General features: G+C 42.0%; 12 protein-coding genes and 1 riboswitch. Of the genes, 3 read left to right on the forward strand and 9 right to left on the reverse strand.

Annotated elements, in window-relative coordinates; genetic code table 11:
• The first annotated feature begins 604 nt into the window (after positions 1–604).
• Positions 605–2,215 carry an AbgT family transporter gene (locus AB4160_RS14030; RefSeq protein ID WP_372005122.1) on the forward strand — a complete coding sequence of 537 codons (1,611 nt, stop codon included), beginning with the start codon at positions 605–607 and terminating at the stop codon, positions 2,213–2,215.
• A 516-nt stretch (positions 2,216–2,731) separates the two neighbouring features.
• Here AB4160_RS14030 and AB4160_RS14035 read toward each other — a convergent pair.
• Both AB4160_RS14035 and AB4160_RS14040 read right to left on the reverse strand, forming a co-directional pair.
• The gene (locus AB4160_RS14035) at positions 2,732–5,881 is read right to left on the reverse strand and encodes an efflux RND transporter permease subunit (protein ID WP_372005125.1); all 3,150 of its coding nucleotides are present in this window, start codon (positions 5,879–5,881) and stop codon (positions 2,732–2,734) included.
• 9 nt (positions 5,882–5,890) lie between these two features.
• Complete coding sequence (locus AB4160_RS14040) at positions 5,891–7,036, reverse strand: efflux RND transporter periplasmic adaptor subunit (RefSeq protein ID WP_372005127.1); 1,146 nt, start codon at positions 7,034–7,036, stop codon at positions 5,891–5,893.
• A gap of 1,005 nt (positions 7,037–8,041) precedes the next feature.
• On the opposite strand from AB4160_RS14040, the gene AB4160_RS14045 reads away from it, so the two are divergent.
• Positions 8,042–8,653, forward strand: a complete 612-nt coding sequence (locus AB4160_RS14045; protein WP_102439383.1) for a TetR/AcrR family transcriptional regulator — start codon at positions 8,042–8,044, stop codon at positions 8,651–8,653.
• On the opposite strand, the gene AB4160_RS14050 is transcribed toward AB4160_RS14045, so the two are convergent.
• Positions 8,650–9,339 carry a DNA-3-methyladenine glycosylase I gene (locus tag AB4160_RS14050; protein ID WP_102439382.1) on the reverse strand — a complete coding sequence of 230 codons (690 nt, stop codon included), beginning with the start codon at positions 9,337–9,339 and terminating at the stop codon, positions 8,650–8,652. The genes AB4160_RS14045 and AB4160_RS14050 overlap by 4 nt on opposite strands.
• Positions 9,340–9,373: 34 nt before the next feature.
• The gene (locus AB4160_RS14055) at positions 9,374–9,928 is read right to left on the reverse strand and encodes a thioesterase family protein (RefSeq protein ID WP_102439381.1); all 555 of its coding nucleotides are present in this window, start codon (positions 9,926–9,928) and stop codon (positions 9,374–9,376) included.
• A gap of 201 nt (positions 9,929–10,129) precedes the next feature.
• A riboswitch (FMN riboswitch) is annotated at positions 10,130–10,319 on the forward strand.
• A gap of 90 nt (positions 10,320–10,409) precedes the next feature.
• Here AB4160_RS14055 and ribB point away from each other — a divergent pair.
• Positions 10,410–11,066, forward strand: a complete 657-nt coding sequence (ribB, locus tag AB4160_RS14060) for a 3,4-dihydroxy-2-butanone-4-phosphate synthase (protein WP_372005129.1) — start codon at positions 10,410–10,412, stop codon at positions 11,064–11,066.
• A 91-nt stretch (positions 11,067–11,157) separates the two neighbouring features.
• Here ribB and AB4160_RS14065 read toward each other — a convergent pair whose 3' ends face one another.
• The 5 genes from AB4160_RS14065 to prlC form a co-directional block, all read right to left on the reverse strand.
• Positions 11,158–12,018 carry an alpha/beta hydrolase gene (locus tag AB4160_RS14065; protein WP_372005132.1) on the reverse strand — a complete coding sequence of 287 codons (861 nt, stop codon included), beginning with the start codon at positions 12,016–12,018 and terminating at the stop codon, positions 11,158–11,160.
• 25 nt (positions 12,019–12,043) lie between these two features.
• The gene (locus AB4160_RS14070; protein ID WP_102439378.1) at positions 12,044–12,253 is read right to left on the reverse strand and encodes a helix-turn-helix transcriptional regulator; all 210 of its coding nucleotides are present in this window, start codon (positions 12,251–12,253) and stop codon (positions 12,044–12,046) included.
• On the reverse strand, positions 12,253–12,828 hold the full coding sequence (locus tag AB4160_RS14075; protein ID WP_372005134.1) for a DUF2975 domain-containing protein: 576 nt from the start codon (positions 12,826–12,828) through the stop codon (positions 12,253–12,255). Before AB4160_RS14075 ends, AB4160_RS14070 begins: the two co-directional genes overlap by 1 nt.
• Positions 12,829–13,012: 184 nt before the next feature.
• On the reverse strand, positions 13,013–13,675 hold the full coding sequence (locus tag AB4160_RS14080) for a flagellar brake protein (RefSeq protein WP_372005136.1): 663 nt from the start codon (positions 13,673–13,675) through the stop codon (positions 13,013–13,015).
• Between the two features lie 162 nt (positions 13,676–13,837).
• Complete coding sequence (gene prlC, locus AB4160_RS14085; protein WP_102530968.1) at positions 13,838–15,877, reverse strand: oligopeptidase A; 2,040 nt, start codon at positions 15,875–15,877, stop codon at positions 13,838–13,840.
• Positions 15,878–16,179 lie beyond the last annotated feature (302 nt).

A 16,179-nucleotide genomic window follows, 5' to 3' on the forward strand; every position in this document is an offset into this window, starting at 1 on the left:
CGTACCAGAGGTAATTAGCCACATGAGTAAACTCATCCAACAACGGGTCGTAAAGCTGAAGCGGCTGAAATGTAGACTATCGCAGTATAAAGGTTTTTTTATCATTATTATTATCACGTTTATATTAAGCATTAACGAGCTTGCCTCATCATAGCGAAGAATCAACATCATGGTTACTAAATAAACACCTTGGAGTGGTGTTGTTTTTTGCACGATTTTTTACAACTCACGCGAAAAGCAGATTAAAAACCCAGTTCAAACTATCAAAAATAGTAACTTAAGCATCGGCTTTGCCACTAGAGTTCAAAATAGTAAAATTAATAGAACAATATGATGAAAACTATTTTTTTATAAAAATAAAACAGCAACTTAAACAAAAATAAAACTGGGTGTTTTTTATACCCACTTACAACAAAGATCGGTTTTATTAGACTTTTTTTACGATAATGAGTTGTTATTGAGTTAGACTCAATGAATATTTGATGTTAACTGATATTTATCAGTTTTTTCAGCCTAAATTTAAGCTTATTTTAAAATAGGTAATATAGTCTGTAGATTGGCAAAATCTCAAATTCTAATAATTAAGCCTATTTAAGGGATATTCATGAACCTTGATCCATCTAAAGCTGTGCCCAATAAGGGCTCACCTCAGGACCTCGCCTCCAGTGGCGCCTTTGTCCGTTTTCTTAACATTGTCGAAAGATTAGGCAATTTATTACCTCACCCAATTACCTTATTTGCCATGTTCTGCTTAGCTGTCATTGCCATTAGTGGTATTGCGGGTTATTTCGAAATGACAGTTGCAGACCCTCGCCCTATGGGCAGCTCAGGTCGCAGTGAGGATGGCTTAATCCATGTGGTCAGCTTGATGAATGCTGAAGGTTTGCGGATGATCGTATCCAACTTAGTGACTAACTTTACCGGCTTCACCCCATTGGGCACTGTATTAGTGGCCTTACTGGGTGTCGGTATTGCTGAGCGCTCAGGGTTATTATCTGCCGCTATGCGTTTATTGGTCATGGGCACTTCAAAGCGCCTTGTTACACTAACGATTGTGTTTGCGGGTATTGTGTCCAATACCGCATCAGAGCTAGGTTATGTGGTGCTGATCCCAATGGCGGCAATGATATTTCACTCCCTTGGGCGTCATCCTTTAGCCGGATTAGCAGCCGCTTTTGCTGGGGTATCCGGTGGCTACAGCGCTAACTTACTATTAGGCACGGTCGACCCTTTACTATCAGGTATCACTGAAGCTGCGGCGCAAATGATTGACCCAGATTATATTGTTGGCCCAGAGGTCAACTGGTACTTCATGTTTGTGTCGACCTTTTTAATCACTATATTAGGCGCACTGGTTACCGAAAAAATCGTTGAACCCAAACTAGGAAAATACGATGTATCTGAAGCGGCTGATGACTTATCTGAACAGAAAATGGATATTGTCACTACAGAAGAAAAACATGCCTTAAAGGTGGCGGGTTTCTCTGTATTGGTCTTATCAAGCTTATTGGCATTGACCATTATTCCTGAAGGCGCCCCACTACGAAATCCTGAAACCGGCTTAGTTTCAGGCTCACCATTTTTAAAAGGCATTGTGGCGTTTATCTTTATCGGCTTTGCTATCCCGGGCTTGGTGTACGGTAAAGTGGTCGGCAGCATGAAAAAAGACACCGACATCATTAATGCCATGTCTCACAGTATGAGTACCATGGGTATGTATATTGTGTTGGTATTTTTTGCCTCGCAGTTTGTGGCTTTCTTTAAATGGACCAATTTAGGCGCGGTATTAGCGGTAACTGGCGCGGATGCCTTGAGCAGTATTGGTTTAACTGGGCCATTAGTATTTGTACTGTTTATTATGTTGTGTGGTTTTATCAACTTAATGCTCGGTAGTGCTTCGGCGCAATGGGCAGTTACTGCGCCGATATTTGTACCTATGTTAATGCTAGTAGGCTATGCCCCTGAAACCATTCAGGCAGCGTATCGAATAGGTGATTCGGTCACTAACTTGATAACGCCAATGATGAGCTATTTCGGTCTAATTCTGGCGGTTGCAAGCCGTTATAAGAAGAATCTAGGTATCGGTACCTTGATTGCCACCATGCTGCCTTACTCAATCGTGTTCTTTATCGGTTGGACGCTGTTCTTCTTCCTATGGGTATTTGTTTTAGGCTTCCCTGTAGGTCCTGGCGCTGCAACTTATTACACGCCATAACGAATGTCGTTGTCATACCATAATGACTGAAACTGATTAGCTTATTAGCCCTGTATTTACAGGGCTTTTTATTGCGTTTTTGACAGTGACTCTTTCATGGAGGGGTATTCATTGATAGGTATTCATTGATAGGTATTCATTGATAGGTATTTATTGATAGGAGTATTTCATTGATGGCACTATTTCATTAATAACAGGAATTGGGTTAGTTGCATTTGCTAGCTATAACCGAGGTTCTGCAACCAAAGCATCGAACTCAACTTAACTGACTCGAGTTATTGCAATACAAGGTGCTCCCACTGATCCGGTCGTTCTTGTCATAGCGCCGTTAACCTGCGCCCATGCCATTAAGCATATCTCACTATGTTAGGTCACAGTAACGGCGCACTTCTCCCTGAGTCAGCTCATCAACTTAAGCGATAGCATGGCTGATTAAAGGCAATAAGCCTTAAATAACGAGCAACAAAAAGCCCAGCATCTGCTGGGCTTTTTAAGGATAACTACAGTGATTAGCGCTTATTCAGCTGAATCACTTTTCGTTTCAGGTGGTACATAACCTTTACGCTCTTTCTTATTGAAGATTTTCTCAACCACCACGAAGAACAGTGGGATTAAGAAGATACCAATAAAGGTAGAACTCATCATGCCACCAAGTACGCCTGTACCTAGTGCATTCTTACTACCAGAACCAACACCGGTACTAATTGCTAGCGGTACAACACCTAAACCAAAGGCTAGAGATGTCATCAAGATTGGACGTAAACGTACTCGCACTGCGTGCAAAGTCGCTTCAACCAGTCCTGCACCCTTGTCATAGAAGTCTTTGGCGAATTCTACAATCAAGATGGCATTCTTGGTTGCCAGCCCTACCGTCGTCAGTAGACCTACTTGGAAAAATACATCGTTAGGTAAACCACGACCATTCATCGCCAGCAGTGCCCCGATAACCCCTAATGGCACAACTAGGATTACCGCAAATGGTACCGTCCAACTTTCATAAAGTGCCGCTAATACAAGGAATACCACTAGAATAGACAGTGCGTATAACGCTGGAGCCTGGTTACCTGATAGTCTCTCTTCATAAGATAAGCCATTCCACTCGATACCAAACCCTGGTGGTAAATCTTGCACCATTCTCTCGAAATCAAGCATTGCATCACCAGAGCTATATCCGGGCATAGTTGCACCTTGAATATTGACCGCTGGTAAACCGTTAAAGCGTTGTAATTGTGGCGAACCAAATTCCCATGAACCAGTAGTAAAGGCCGAGAAAGGTACCATTTCACCTTTTGAGTTACGCACAAACCAGGTTTCTAAATCACTTGGTTGCATACGGTATTCAGCATCACCTTGTACGTATACTTTCTTAACGCGACCACGGTCGATAAAGTCATTCACATACGAACCACCATAAGCGGTTGCTAGTACACTGTTTACATCATCGATATCCACACCTAAGGCGCGAATTTTAGCTTGATCAACATGGATTTGGTACATAGGTGCATCTTCTTGCCCATTAGGACGTACGCCCACAAGGTTCGGATTCTGCGCTGCCATACCTAATAACTGATTACGGGCTGCAATTAACGCCTCATGACCTTGACCACTACGATCTTGCAGGTACATATCAAAACCATTGGCCGTGCCTAATTCAATTACCGCTGGCGGTACAAAGGCAAACACTAAGGCGTCTTTCATCTGCATGAAACGACCCATTGCACGGTTAGACAAGGATTGAACATCTTGCCCTTCACCACCACGTTCAGCCCAGTCTTCAAGACCGACGAAAGCAATACCCATGTTTTGACCAGAGCCAGCGAAACTGAAACCTGCAACACTAAATACAGATTTAACGATATCGCCTTCTTCTTCCAAGTAATAGTCACTCACATCCTCAAGCACTTTCATGGTGCTTTCTTGAGTCGAGTTAGTTGGCAAAATTGCTTGGGTAAACAAGATGCCTTGGTCTTCATCTGGCAAGAATGCTGTTGGCATGCGCATGAAAATCCAACCAGTCGCGATAACCAGTACAAGATAGACACCCATCATGCGCACAGTACGCTTAAGGATTTTTGCTACACCCGCTTCATAGCGCGAGGTTAACTTATCAAAGTTACGGTTAAACCAGCCAAAGAACCCAGTATTAATATGGGTATGGCCTTTTGGAATTGGTTTAAGCATGGTGGCACATAATGCCGGGGTTAAAATCATCGCGATTAAAACAGACAGCGCCATTGCAGACACAATCGTAATCGAGAACTGACGATAAATAACACCAGTTGAACCTGACATAAATGCCATAGGTACGAATACTGCTGACAGGGTTAAACCAATACCCACAAGTGCGCCAGTAATTTGATCCATCGATTTGCGGGTGGCTTCAAGTGGGCTTAAGCCCTCTTCAGACATAACACGTTCGACGTTTTCCACCACAACAATCGCATCATCTACTAACAGACCAATAGCCAGTACCATAGCGAACATGGTTAAGGTGTTAATAGAGAAACCAGTCGCTGATAAAATGGCGAATGTACCAAGTAATACCACGGGTACCGCAATCGTTGGAATTAGTGTTGCTCTGAAGTTCTGCAGGAACAGATACATGATCAGGAACACTAAAATCACTGCTTCGATAAGGGTATGCACAACACCTTCAATTGATTTCTCAACAAATGGCGTAGTGTCATATGGGTAATAAATCTCTAAGCTGTCAGGGAAATAAGTTTGCAAGTCAGCAAGCATTTCACGAACATTATTTGCGGTATCAAGCGCGTTAGCACCTGTGGCTAACTGCACACCAATACCAGCAGCGGGTTTACCGTTAAAGAATGATTCCACTGAGTAGCTTTCAGAACCCAGTGCAACGCGAGCTACGTCGCTCAGGTAAACGTTAGCACCAGAGGTGTCAGATTTGAGAATAATCCCTTTAAATTGCTCAGGAGTTTGCAAACGGCTTTGGGCAGTAATGGTCGCATTTAATTCTTGGCCAGCAATTGATGGCGCACCACCTAATTGACCCGCTGAAATCTGCGCATTTTGCTCACGAATCGCGGCCATAACATCAATACTAGTTAAGTTGTATTGCGTCAGCTTTAACGGATCAAGCCAAATACGCATTGCATATTGGGCTCCGAATAATTGCAATTCACCTACACCAGCAACACGGCTTAACGGATCTTGAATATTGGCAGCAACATAATCGGCAATATCGGTTTTATCCAGCGAACCATCTTCAGATACAAACGCTGCAACCATCAAGAAACCAGCACTTGATTTAACCACGTTAACACCCTGAGATTGCACCTCTTGCGGTAACAAGGTCATCGCAGCTTGCAGCTTATTTTGCACTTGTACTTGAGCAATATCCGGATCGGCTTCAGCATTAAAGGTTAAGGTGATTTTTGCATTACCAAAACTATCACTGCTTGAGGCAATATAACGCAGATGGTCAATACCCGTCATACGTTGTTCAATAACCTGAGTTACTGTATCTTCCATGGTCTTTGCAGACGCGCCAGGATAAAACGCGGTTATTTCAACTGTTGGCGGTGCAATACTCGGGTACTGCGCCACAGGAAGATCTTTAATTGCTAAGACCCCTGCCAACATGATTAGAATTGAGATCACCCATGCAAAAATAGGGCGATCGATAAAGAAACGAGCCATAACGTTACCCTATTTAGTTGGAGTGTTTTCGGTTAAAACTTGTGGAGCAACTTCAGCGCCAGGACGAACTTTTTGCAGACCTTCGACAATCAATTTGTCGCCAGCCTTTAAGCCTTCAGTAATACGCCATTGGTGATTAATCACCTCTGCTGTTTTCACCACGCGCGCTTCAGCTTGATTATCAGCATTAACAATCATAGCTACCGCTTCACCTTTTGTGTTACGGGTAATGGCTTTTTGCGGCACTAAAATGGCTGATGGATCTTGTCCGGCATTTAAAATCGCGCGTACATACATACCAGGCAACAACACCCCATCAGGGTTAGGGAATTCAGCACGGATAATCACCGAACCTGTTGCTTCATTGACGCTCACTTCAGAGAACTGCAATGTACCTACGTTCTCGTAAGTGCTACCGTCTTCAAGAATAAGGGTCACTTCAGCATTTTCGCTTTGCTGTAACTTGCCTTGTCTAAGTTTTGACTTAAGACGTAATAGTTGCGCACTTGATTGAGCAATATCGATATTGATTGGATCAAGTTGCTGAATTTTCGCCAGTGTATTTGATTGATTAGCAGTAACTAGTGCACCAGGAGTGACACTTGATGTGCCAATACGACCAGAGATTGGTGCACGTACTTCTGTGTATTCAAGGTTGATTTTAGCAGTATTAATTGCTGCCTCAGCAACAGTCACCTTAGCGATTGCTTCTTTGTAGGCTGCATTAGCTTCATCAAAGTCTTGGGCACTAATAGCATTGGTTTTAACCAAGGCTGCATAACGGTCTGCTGTAGCTTTCGCAGAAGCCAAGGCTGCATTCGCGCTGGCTAAATCTGCTTCTGCGCTAACTAAAGCAGCTTTGTAAGTTGCAGAGTCAATTTGATACAGTGACTGACCCGCTTCGACATCTTTACCTTCAACAAAACCACGGTTGGTGATGATGCCTGATACCTGTGGGCGTACTTCCGCTTCTAAAAAAGCACGACTACGACCTGGTAATTCAACATAAATGGCTTGAGATTGCTCAGTCACACTCATCACCCCTACTGGTGCGGGTGGTGCTTTTTGTTGGCCTTGGCCTTGTTCGGCTTGACCACAAGCGGTAATCCATAAAGCCGCAGTGATAACTGAGGCTATTTTCAGTGCTTTGCGCATGACTGCTCCTACTCCTAATGACATCATCAGTAAATTTCACCTTGTTTGAAGGGTAAATATTTGCTGGATATATATTTCAACGTTTTTCAACGTTTTAAGCTTGAAATTTTAATGGACGTTGTTATCCCATACACTTGCGAGCTCAACAACCATTACAACCAATTAAAAAATTATAAATTGTAAACAAATAATAAACTTAGATACTTTGTATACGCTTTGTTGACTTAGCTGTAGCAACAACAAAAAATACACACGAAAGTGTTACAAAAAGGTTAACTGGCTCACTTTTAAAAGTGCGTAAATATACAACATTCTAATCAAAAAAGGTGTGCGCCTAGTATTAAATCCTGAAAAAATACCTACCTACAATATTAATTGTGGCACTTGTAGCACGAATACAGAGTTTATCAGCATATCCTGCCACTATCATGAGCCTTGTCAGGATGCTTTATACTGCTTAACCACAGCAGCGTAAGTTGTCATACGCTGACTAGACCACGATCACTAGCCTTCTGATAAAATAAACATATCCCGTCAAAGCTAACAAATATCTTAAGCGCAGATTGGTAAGCACCATCGCCATTAAAGAATAGTTTATTTTTTAGCCTTAGCTATCCCAACTTGCCTATAAATTGATATAGCGCTCAAATATACCAAGGTGAGGTAATGCACTCAGCTGAGGTTACGACGAACCTGAGCTCACCTGCTTTTTACCACCTTGTTGCGACACTAAAACGGTCAGGAATGCTTCAATCAATAAAAAGATAGTCTACTTATTGATTGAGGCATTAAAATATTTTGCCAATCTTTGAAACCAATACGACGGCTTTATTAAAATGATCATAATGCTCATTGCCATAAATGGCTGAACTAATAGCATGTAGCAGTTCAACATTCATACAGCAAATGTAAACTACACGGTGCAGTTTATTGATTTATTGTTGAAAAGTAAACTGCTCAGTGTAATATACTTGCACGACTCCCAGCGAAGATTTGTAAACAGATATGACAATAACCAAGAAAACCCTCAGCCAGCAAAAGCATGAGGCCATAGTTGACGCAGCCAAGCGGATGTTCAAAAAACTAGGTGTAGCGGCGACCAGCATGGATAAACTGGCAGAAGAGGCACAAGTGTCTAAGCGCACTGTTTACAATCACTTCGCCACTAAAGAAGCCTTAGTCATGCACCTTGTAAGTGAGTTATGGTTTGAAGCCATGGCCAGCAATCAAGGGCAATATCAGCCGCAACAAGCGCTGTTTTCGCAGTTATCAGCCATCATTTTGACCGAGATTCAATTTATGAACTCTCGAGAGCATATTGATATGGCACGCGTCGCTATTGGGCACTTATTTTACAATAGTGAAGAAATGGTTCGTGAAATTGAAAAAATGAAACAGCATGAAACGGCGATATTACGCTGGATTAAAGCCGCAGCTTTAGATGGAAGGATTCAAATAGAAGATGCGATGTTTGCCAATGAACAACTGCTGCATTTAATCAAAGGCCAATGTTTTTGGCCGCAAATTTTAACCTGTAACCCACTGTTAAATGATCAACAACGGCAGCATTTAGCCGATGAAAGCGCAAAAATGTTTTTAGCCCGATATGAGGTTTAAAGCCTATTTTCACCCACACTAAGTGAAATAATGCGGCTTATTTCAGCCAAGGTGAGTCCTGACTCTTGCTGCCAGTGGTTAAAAGCCGCTTGGGATTGGCGCAATGCCGTTTGCGAGGTAAATCCGGCATCAACCACCTTAGTGGCTTTGAGATATGACTGCACATCAGTGGTTAATAAAAACGTATCCTTACCCACATTACGTAAAAAATACGGCCCAGTATTGCCACCTAAACGACTGCCTTTCTTTTTTAATACTTGCCAAAGTCCTGTGATATCTTCCGATGGCCAATTAGCAATAAACTCAGCAAAGCTGCCATGCTCAGCCGCAATTTGCTGCACCATATAGGCATTATCAACAATAGATTGGGTTTTCTTTTGATGGCGAATAAGCGTTGCGTCAGTGGCGCGCTGCTGAATTTGGTCCGGTGACAGCATTAATACTTTAAACGGTTCAAAATCAAAGAAGGCTTTTTCATACGCAGGCCATTTATTCTCAACCACCCGCCACACAAAGCCACTTTGAAACACTTGCTTGCTCATGGCAGACAAAAGTTGTGCATCAGAAAATTGACCAATCTCATCCGCTTCAAGGGTCAGAGGCAATAAATGAGCTAACGCCTTACTGCCACCTTTACGCTCACTGGCGCGGTCAAAAATATCGCTGAATTTTTCTAATTTGGCCACAAGCTAACCCCGTTAAATAAATGACTAGCGCTTATTATGCTACCTGACTCAGCTTAGGGGCAATATTCTGATCTTTTTTTACTTGCAGAAATTGTTTCCACTTAACCACTTCAGCAGTCATTACTGGCATAGCGCCGTCGTAGCCCGCTTCGGCAATTAACTTACTGATAGGCACTTGCTTACCTTTGCAAACAAACACACCACGCACATGGGCAATACAATGAACCCCACGATTAGATACAAAGCGCTGCTCAATATAGAAATATTTCTCATCCCAACCAACTATCTTGGTTTCAATGTCAAATTTCTCCAGCGGCTTAATATCTTTAATAAAGGTAAACTCAGATGCGTTTACAATGGGCAGCCATTTAAGTTTTAAAAATCGCTTCATTAAACCCATTTCAGCAATCATATAAGTACGAGCTAAATCTAAAAAGGCAGGATAGCGAGAATTAGTAAGATGCATATTGATATCGCAATCGAGCGGTAATGCGCGATATGAAATACGACTGGTACCTAAAAAATCGATGTGATTACAGTGACGAATACGCCAGACAAACAACCAAAACAGACGAAAATATAAATTCATGGGGCTACAACTCCTTTGTCAGCGGCAAAGGCTATCAGAGGTCATACCAGCGAGCAAGTTTGTTCACAAAATTATCCAGTCACCCCCTAAAACGCCCCACTCTTGATGACATTTTATATCTAAGACTGTGAGCATAAGCCCTTTTTTTATAGTCATTTTTGCCATAAAATGGCCGCGCTTAACTTTATTAAGCATCACAATTTAAATTCTCAGGGCGGGGCGCAATTCCCCACCGGCGGTAAATCGAGGCGACTAAATGCGCCAAGATGAGCCCGCGAGCGCTCGATATTTTTCGAGGTCAGCAGATCTGGTGACTTAGGCCATGTTTTCACATGAAGTACGCCTAACAGTCCAGAGCCGACGGTTATAGTCCGGATGAAAGAGAATAGAAAACACCACTACTTAGGTATGCTGGTGCATTTCGTTTGGCGTAAAGCCACTCTTCAAAGCCCTGATTCTGGTATTTTTTTAGGAGTAAACCATGAATCAGCTAACACTACTTTCGCCATTTGGTGATCCAATCGAACGTGTTGAAAAAGCCTTAGCCGCCTTACGATTAGGTAACGGTGTGTTATTACTCGATGATGAAGATCGTGAAAACGAAGGTGACATCATTTATTCAGCCGAGCACTTAACCGCAAAACAAATGGCATTAATGATCCGCGAATGCAGCGGCATTGTGTGTTTATGTTTAACGGACGAGCAAGCCAACAAACTTGAACTGCCGCCAATGGTGCAAGACAACAACAGTGCTAACCAAACTGCTTTTACGGTTTCAATTGAAGCTAAAGAAGGGGTTACCACTGGCGTATCAGCTCAAGATCGGGTGACGACAGTTAAAACCGCAACGGCAGCCAATGCTAAAGCCAGCGACCTCGCTCGTCCTGGACATGTATTTCCACTGCGCGCGCGTGCCGGTGGCGTTATGGCTCGCCGTGGTCACACTGAAGGCACGGTTGATTTAATGCAAATGGCCGGTTTATCTCCTGCAGGTGTTTTGTGTGAAGTAACGAACGAAGACGGCACTATGGCCAAAGCGCCTGAAATTGTCGCCTTTGGTTTAAAGCACAATATGCCAGTATTGACCATTGAAGATATGGTGATGTATCGCTTGCAGCATGACTTGAAATTAGCCTAAGGCTTGTTTATAAAGAGCATCTATTTTAAAGCTCTGTTATAAATAAAATGGTAAAAAGAGACGAATATACGTCTCTTTTTAATTTTCAGCTTTATAAGTTATTCACAAACGCTTGATAGCGGCTCATCGCGTGAGCGTTATCTAGCATTCCTTGGTGACCAGTATTTGGCACCATAATTAACGCTTTAACCTCTGACTGACTGGCATCAAATAATTTTTCAGACAACTCTGCTGGTACTTGATCATCATTCTCTGCACCAATGACCAGTAATGGGCCTTGGTAGTATTGCGCGACCACTTGCTCATTATCTGCTTTACGGAAATCTTCAGGCATTTCGATATGGGTAAATAATAGATACCAAGGTGTTTTCTCATCAATCCAATCATCAACATTGGTGGCTGAGCCTTGTAATACTAATGCATCAACACTATTGGTTTTTACTAATTGCGCAGCAATGAAACTGCCTAGAGAATAACCATGCACAATCACTTTATTTGTTGGGTAATTCAGGTGTAAATAGTCAAGTTGCAACTGTGCATCGGCGATTAAATTTTCAATTCGAGGCTGACCTTCACTGGCCCCTAATCCACGACGATCAACAATGAAAATATCGGTGTTGAGCGCAGATAGACTGGTTAATATTGATAAACTGTCAGGCTCAATTTTCATGCCGTTACCTTGAAAAAACATCAAGGTCGTATCACTTGTAGGGTTATCGATGTAAAAGCCTTTCAACCTGACTTGTTCGCTGGCATCAATACTCACTGGCGTAATGGTATTATTAGGCATGACTTGCTGTAATTGATCAACAAAATCAGTTTGATAGGCGGCTGGTTGCTCATCACTAACAATAAACGTATCTTCACTGATCCTTATGGTACAAGCGGTTGTCATCAATATCATGCAGCCAACTACGGCCCCAGAGAGTATATTTTTAATCAAACTTTTCATCTCATCTTCCTTAATAAAAAACGGTCTAGGTTTCATCCTGATACAGTAAAATATCACCCGGTGAACACGCTAAATGCTGGCAAATCGCATCTAACGTCGAAAACCGGATAGCTTTAGCGCGGCCACTTCTCAGCACCGATAGATTTTGTGGCGTAATCCCAACGAGTTCAGCCAGTTCAGTTGACTTCATTTTCCGTTTTGCCAACATCACATCGAGTTCAATAATTATGGCCATTAAATTGTCAGATCTGCCTCTTGTTGTAATTCAGTCGCATGCTTCATCACCCATGCGATGCAATAAAAAACTAGCCCGAACAAGGCAAACTCAAGTTCATAACTACCAAGGCTAAAGTAAATCGGCACTGCACTACTGAGACCGCTAAAGTGCAGTACAGAAGCCACAATCATCGGGTAAAACAGGCTCAATACAATCCACCAAACAAATACCAGCGCGATATGACGTAAGTAACGGAAGTTGTTTTTTGTGAACACTAAGCCTTGCTGATAAAGGTCAAATAACTGATATAGAAAAGTATAGATAAGTAAGTAGGGTAAAATTTCGACGCTACCTAATATCACTCCAGCATGAAAACCTTCAGCATAAAGTGTCTCGGCTAGGATTTTCCACGGCGCACCAAAGTCGACAGCCAGGTAACTGTTAAACCAGCCCCACCAGTCGATCGTCATTACGTATTCGCCTTCTCGAAACTCACCAAATACCATAGTGGCGCCATAACTACTGATTTGTAGCAAGGCTAAAAATATAATAAGTAATTTAATCCATTTACTAAGTAAAACTATTCTATCCATGATTAATTTAGGGTTGGCTGAAGTTAATTAAACGTTAACAGACTTAATAATTAACAGCAACTAATTATCGTTAAACGATAATTACCTCTGTTGATTAGATAATGATAAAAATTGATTTATAAGCTGCAGTCATAAAAAAACCGACAGTAATATGTCGGCCAATTAGATGAACTCTAAATCATGCTTACAAGTCGATAAACAACTGGTTTAAAAGCTGTTTAATTTTCGGATCATTATCTTCAAATTGAATACCTACATTGACTTTGCCATTTTCAAAACGGCTATTACATACTTTGGCTGGTATGGTGATATTCGTGTCATTGGCGTTGCGAATATTAACGAAAATGTCTTTCTCGTTAACTTTTAGGTTTTCATTGTCGGTCTTAAACAAGAAGCCACACCCCTTGGCAGAAATATCAGCAATAATCCCTTTGAGTTCAGAGCCGAGCTTACCTTCACTGTCTTCTCTTGCCTGTATTGAAGACGGTAAATGGGTCACAAAGCGTTGATGGGTGCGTAATTGACGATTCTCAATTTCTTTGGGATAGGTGAGAAATATGAATTTTTCAGGAAATTTAGTGATGTTTCTAATGGTGGTTTTAAATGCAAAACACTCACCTTGCTGGCCTTCCAACAAATAACGCACGACCACACCATTACCATGAGCAAAAACATCTTGATGATTATTCATCTGAAGCGGAGCTGGATGTTTGAGAATAATATACTTACCAATCTCGTAGCCCACTAACGTGGCTTTAGTTCTAAATTTAACCGGGGAGTTTATTTGTAGATCAACCAAATTACCTGGCATTAAACTAAAAAATATTTGTTCAACTTGTGCGGTCAAAATACGATTCCATTCTAATTTTTATCAGCAACATTCTAGTGCATTCACAACAATAAATTAAGCATATTTAGTGACTTAAAATGAAAATGTGTGATCTTTAAATAATAAAAAGGTGCCCTAAGGCACCCTTGAAATAGTCATAACTCTCGCAAGCTTAACTCACTAGGCGTTAATACCTGAATGACGCAATAGTGCATCGGTATTAGGTTCACGACCCATAAAGCGTACAAATAAGGTCATTGGCTCTTCACTGCCACCCATTTCTAAGATGTTATTTAAGAAGCTTTTACCGGTTTCAGGGTTAAAAATACCTTCGTCTTCAAAACGAGAAAACGCATCTGCCGATAATACTTCAGCCCATTTATAGCTGTAGTAACCCGCAGCATAGCCACCAGCAAAAATGTGCGCGAAGCCATGCTGAAAACGATTAAATGCCGGTGGCACATTCACCGCTACTTGGCTACGAACTTCATCTAAAATGCCTTGAATATCTGCGCCTTTAGCTACATCAAACTCATGGTGCATTCTAAAATCAAACAATGAGAACTCAAGTTGGCGTAACATCATCATCCCAGATTGAAAGTTCTTTGCCGCCAGCATTTTATCCAATAAAGCTTTTGGTAATGGCTCGCCGGTTTCAAAATGACCTGAAATTTTCGCTAATGCCTCTTCTTGCCAGCACCAGTTTTCCATAAACTGACTTGGCAGCTCTACCGCATCCCAAGGCACACCATCGATACCCGATACGCCGCCCACTTCAATTTGAGTCAGCATATGGTGAATACCATGACCAAATTCATGGAATAAGGTGGTCACTTCATCATGGGTGAATAAAGCAGGTTTACCGTCCACTGGGCCATTAAAGTTACAGGTTAAATAGGCCACAGGCTTTTGCAAACCTGTGGATGTAACGCGGCGACCACGACAGTCATCCATCCAAGCGCCGCCGCGTTTGCCGCTGCGAGCGTATAAATCTAGGTAGAAACTGCCACGATGGACTTTATCAGCATCATAAATGTGGAAGAAACGCACATCATCATGCCACTTATCAAACTCATGTTGCTCTTCAATGGTTAAGCCAAACAGGCGTGACACTGTGTAGAACAAGCCTGATAGCACTGTGTTTTCAGGAAAATATGGACGTAGTAGTTCTTGAGAAACTTCGTACTTGTGGTGCTGTAATTTTTCTGCGTAGAAACTTAAGTCCCACGATGCCATTTCAGTCACATCATAATGCTCTTTAGCGAAAGCTTTTAACTCAGCAAGTTCAGCTTTGGCTTGATCTTTTGAGCGTAGGGCTAATTCATTTAAAAATGACAATACTTGACTAGGATCATTGGCCATTTTAGTTGCTAAAGATTTATCAGCATAGCTGTCAAAACCCAATAGCTGGGCTAACTCATGACGCAACGCCAAGATTTCGTCCATATTGGCACTGTTATCAAATTCGCCTGCATTGGGGCCTTGATCCGATGCGCGGGTGACAAATGCGCGATAGCATTCTTCACGTAATTGACGATTTTCGCTGTAGGTCATTACCGGTAAATATGAAGGGAAGTCTAGCGTAAATAACCAGCCTTGTAGCTCTTTGGCCTCTGCCATTGCTTTAGCTGCCGCAATAGCTGAATCAGGTAAACCCGCTAATTCAGTGTCATCGGTAATCAGCTTAGTCCATGCTTGGGTTGCATCAAGCAGTTGATTTGAAAAATTACTGGTAAGCTCTGATAGGCGTTTTACTATTTCGCCATAGCGCAGTTTTTGCTCATCATTTAAGCCAATACCCGATAACTCAAAGTCACGTAAACTATGGGTCAGTAAGGTTTGCTGCGGGGTAGTAAGCTTTGCAAAACCGTCAGATTGTTGCAATGATTTATAAGCTTGGTATAACCCTTGGTGCTGACCCACAAAAGTGCCATATTCAGATAATAACGGTAAGCATGCATCGTGCGCTTCGCGCCATTCATCAGTGCTAACCACTGAGTTCATGTGTGATACTGGCGACCAAATTTTGCTTAATTGATCGTCCACTTCTTCAAGGGGGGCAATTAAGTTTTCCCAAGTGTAAACAGAGTTATTGCTTAGCACTTGTTCAATTTTACTTCGACAAGTTGCAATAGCCTGCTCAACTGCTGGCTGGATATGCTCCGCTTTGATTTTCGAAAACTGCGGCAGTTCAGTGTCACTTAGCAATGGGTTGCTCATCTTTGATTCCTCGGGAAGTCGATTCAATATCACCTTCATTGTTAATAGGGGTTAAAGTGGCGAATTTCAAGGGTAAGCAATCATCATAAGCAGGATAAAAGCATCATAGTGACCAACCATTGTTAACCCCTAAGTGCATTAACTAAATGCCAGCAGCGCAATTATCACTCACTAACTGAAAGCCAACACAATAACTGTGAATAAGATCTCAACCTCAGTCAGCCACTTTTTATAAACAAATATTCGACAAGTTGATCACAAATCGTACTCGTTATCATTTTTATTTGAGAAAGTTAATGTAT

Origin of the sequence: Shewanella sp. 10N.286.51.B8 (assembly GCF_041469325.1) — a bacterium.
Taxonomy (GTDB): Bacteria; Pseudomonadota; Gammaproteobacteria; order Enterobacterales; family Shewanellaceae; genus Shewanella.

Excerpts from the sequence above, each read along its gene's own strand:
- AB4160_RS14030 (WP_372005122.1), top strand. The coding sequence starts at position 605 with ATGAACCTTGATCCATCTAAAGCTGTGCCCAATAAGGGCTCACCTCAG.
- AB4160_RS14035 (WP_372005125.1), bottom strand. The coding sequence starts at position 5,881 with ATGGCTCGTTTCTTTATCGATCGCCCTATTTTTGCATGGGTGATCTCA.
- AB4160_RS14040 (WP_372005127.1), bottom strand. The coding sequence starts at position 7,036 with ATGCGCAAAGCACTGAAAATAGCCTCAGTTATCACTGCGGCTTTATGG.
- AB4160_RS14045 (WP_102439383.1), top strand. The coding sequence starts at position 8,042 with ATGACAATAACCAAGAAAACCCTCAGCCAGCAAAAGCATGAGGCCATA.
- AB4160_RS14055 (WP_102439381.1), bottom strand. The coding sequence starts at position 9,928 with ATGAATTTATATTTTCGTCTGTTTTGGTTGTTTGTCTGGCGTATTCGT.
- ribB (WP_372005129.1), top strand. The coding sequence starts at position 10,410 with ATGAATCAGCTAACACTACTTTCGCCATTTGGTGATCCAATCGAACGT.
- AB4160_RS14065 (WP_372005132.1), bottom strand. The coding sequence starts at position 12,018 with ATGAAAAGTTTGATTAAAAATATACTCTCTGGGGCCGTAGTTGGCTGC.
- AB4160_RS14070 (WP_102439378.1), bottom strand. The coding sequence starts at position 12,253 with ATGGCCATAATTATTGAACTCGATGTGATGTTGGCAAAACGGAAAATG.
- AB4160_RS14075 (WP_372005134.1), bottom strand. The coding sequence starts at position 12,828 with ATGGATAGAATAGTTTTACTTAGTAAATGGATTAAATTACTTATTATA.
- prlC (WP_102530968.1), bottom strand. The coding sequence starts at position 15,877 with ATGAGCAACCCATTGCTAAGTGACACTGAACTGCCGCAGTTTTCGAAA.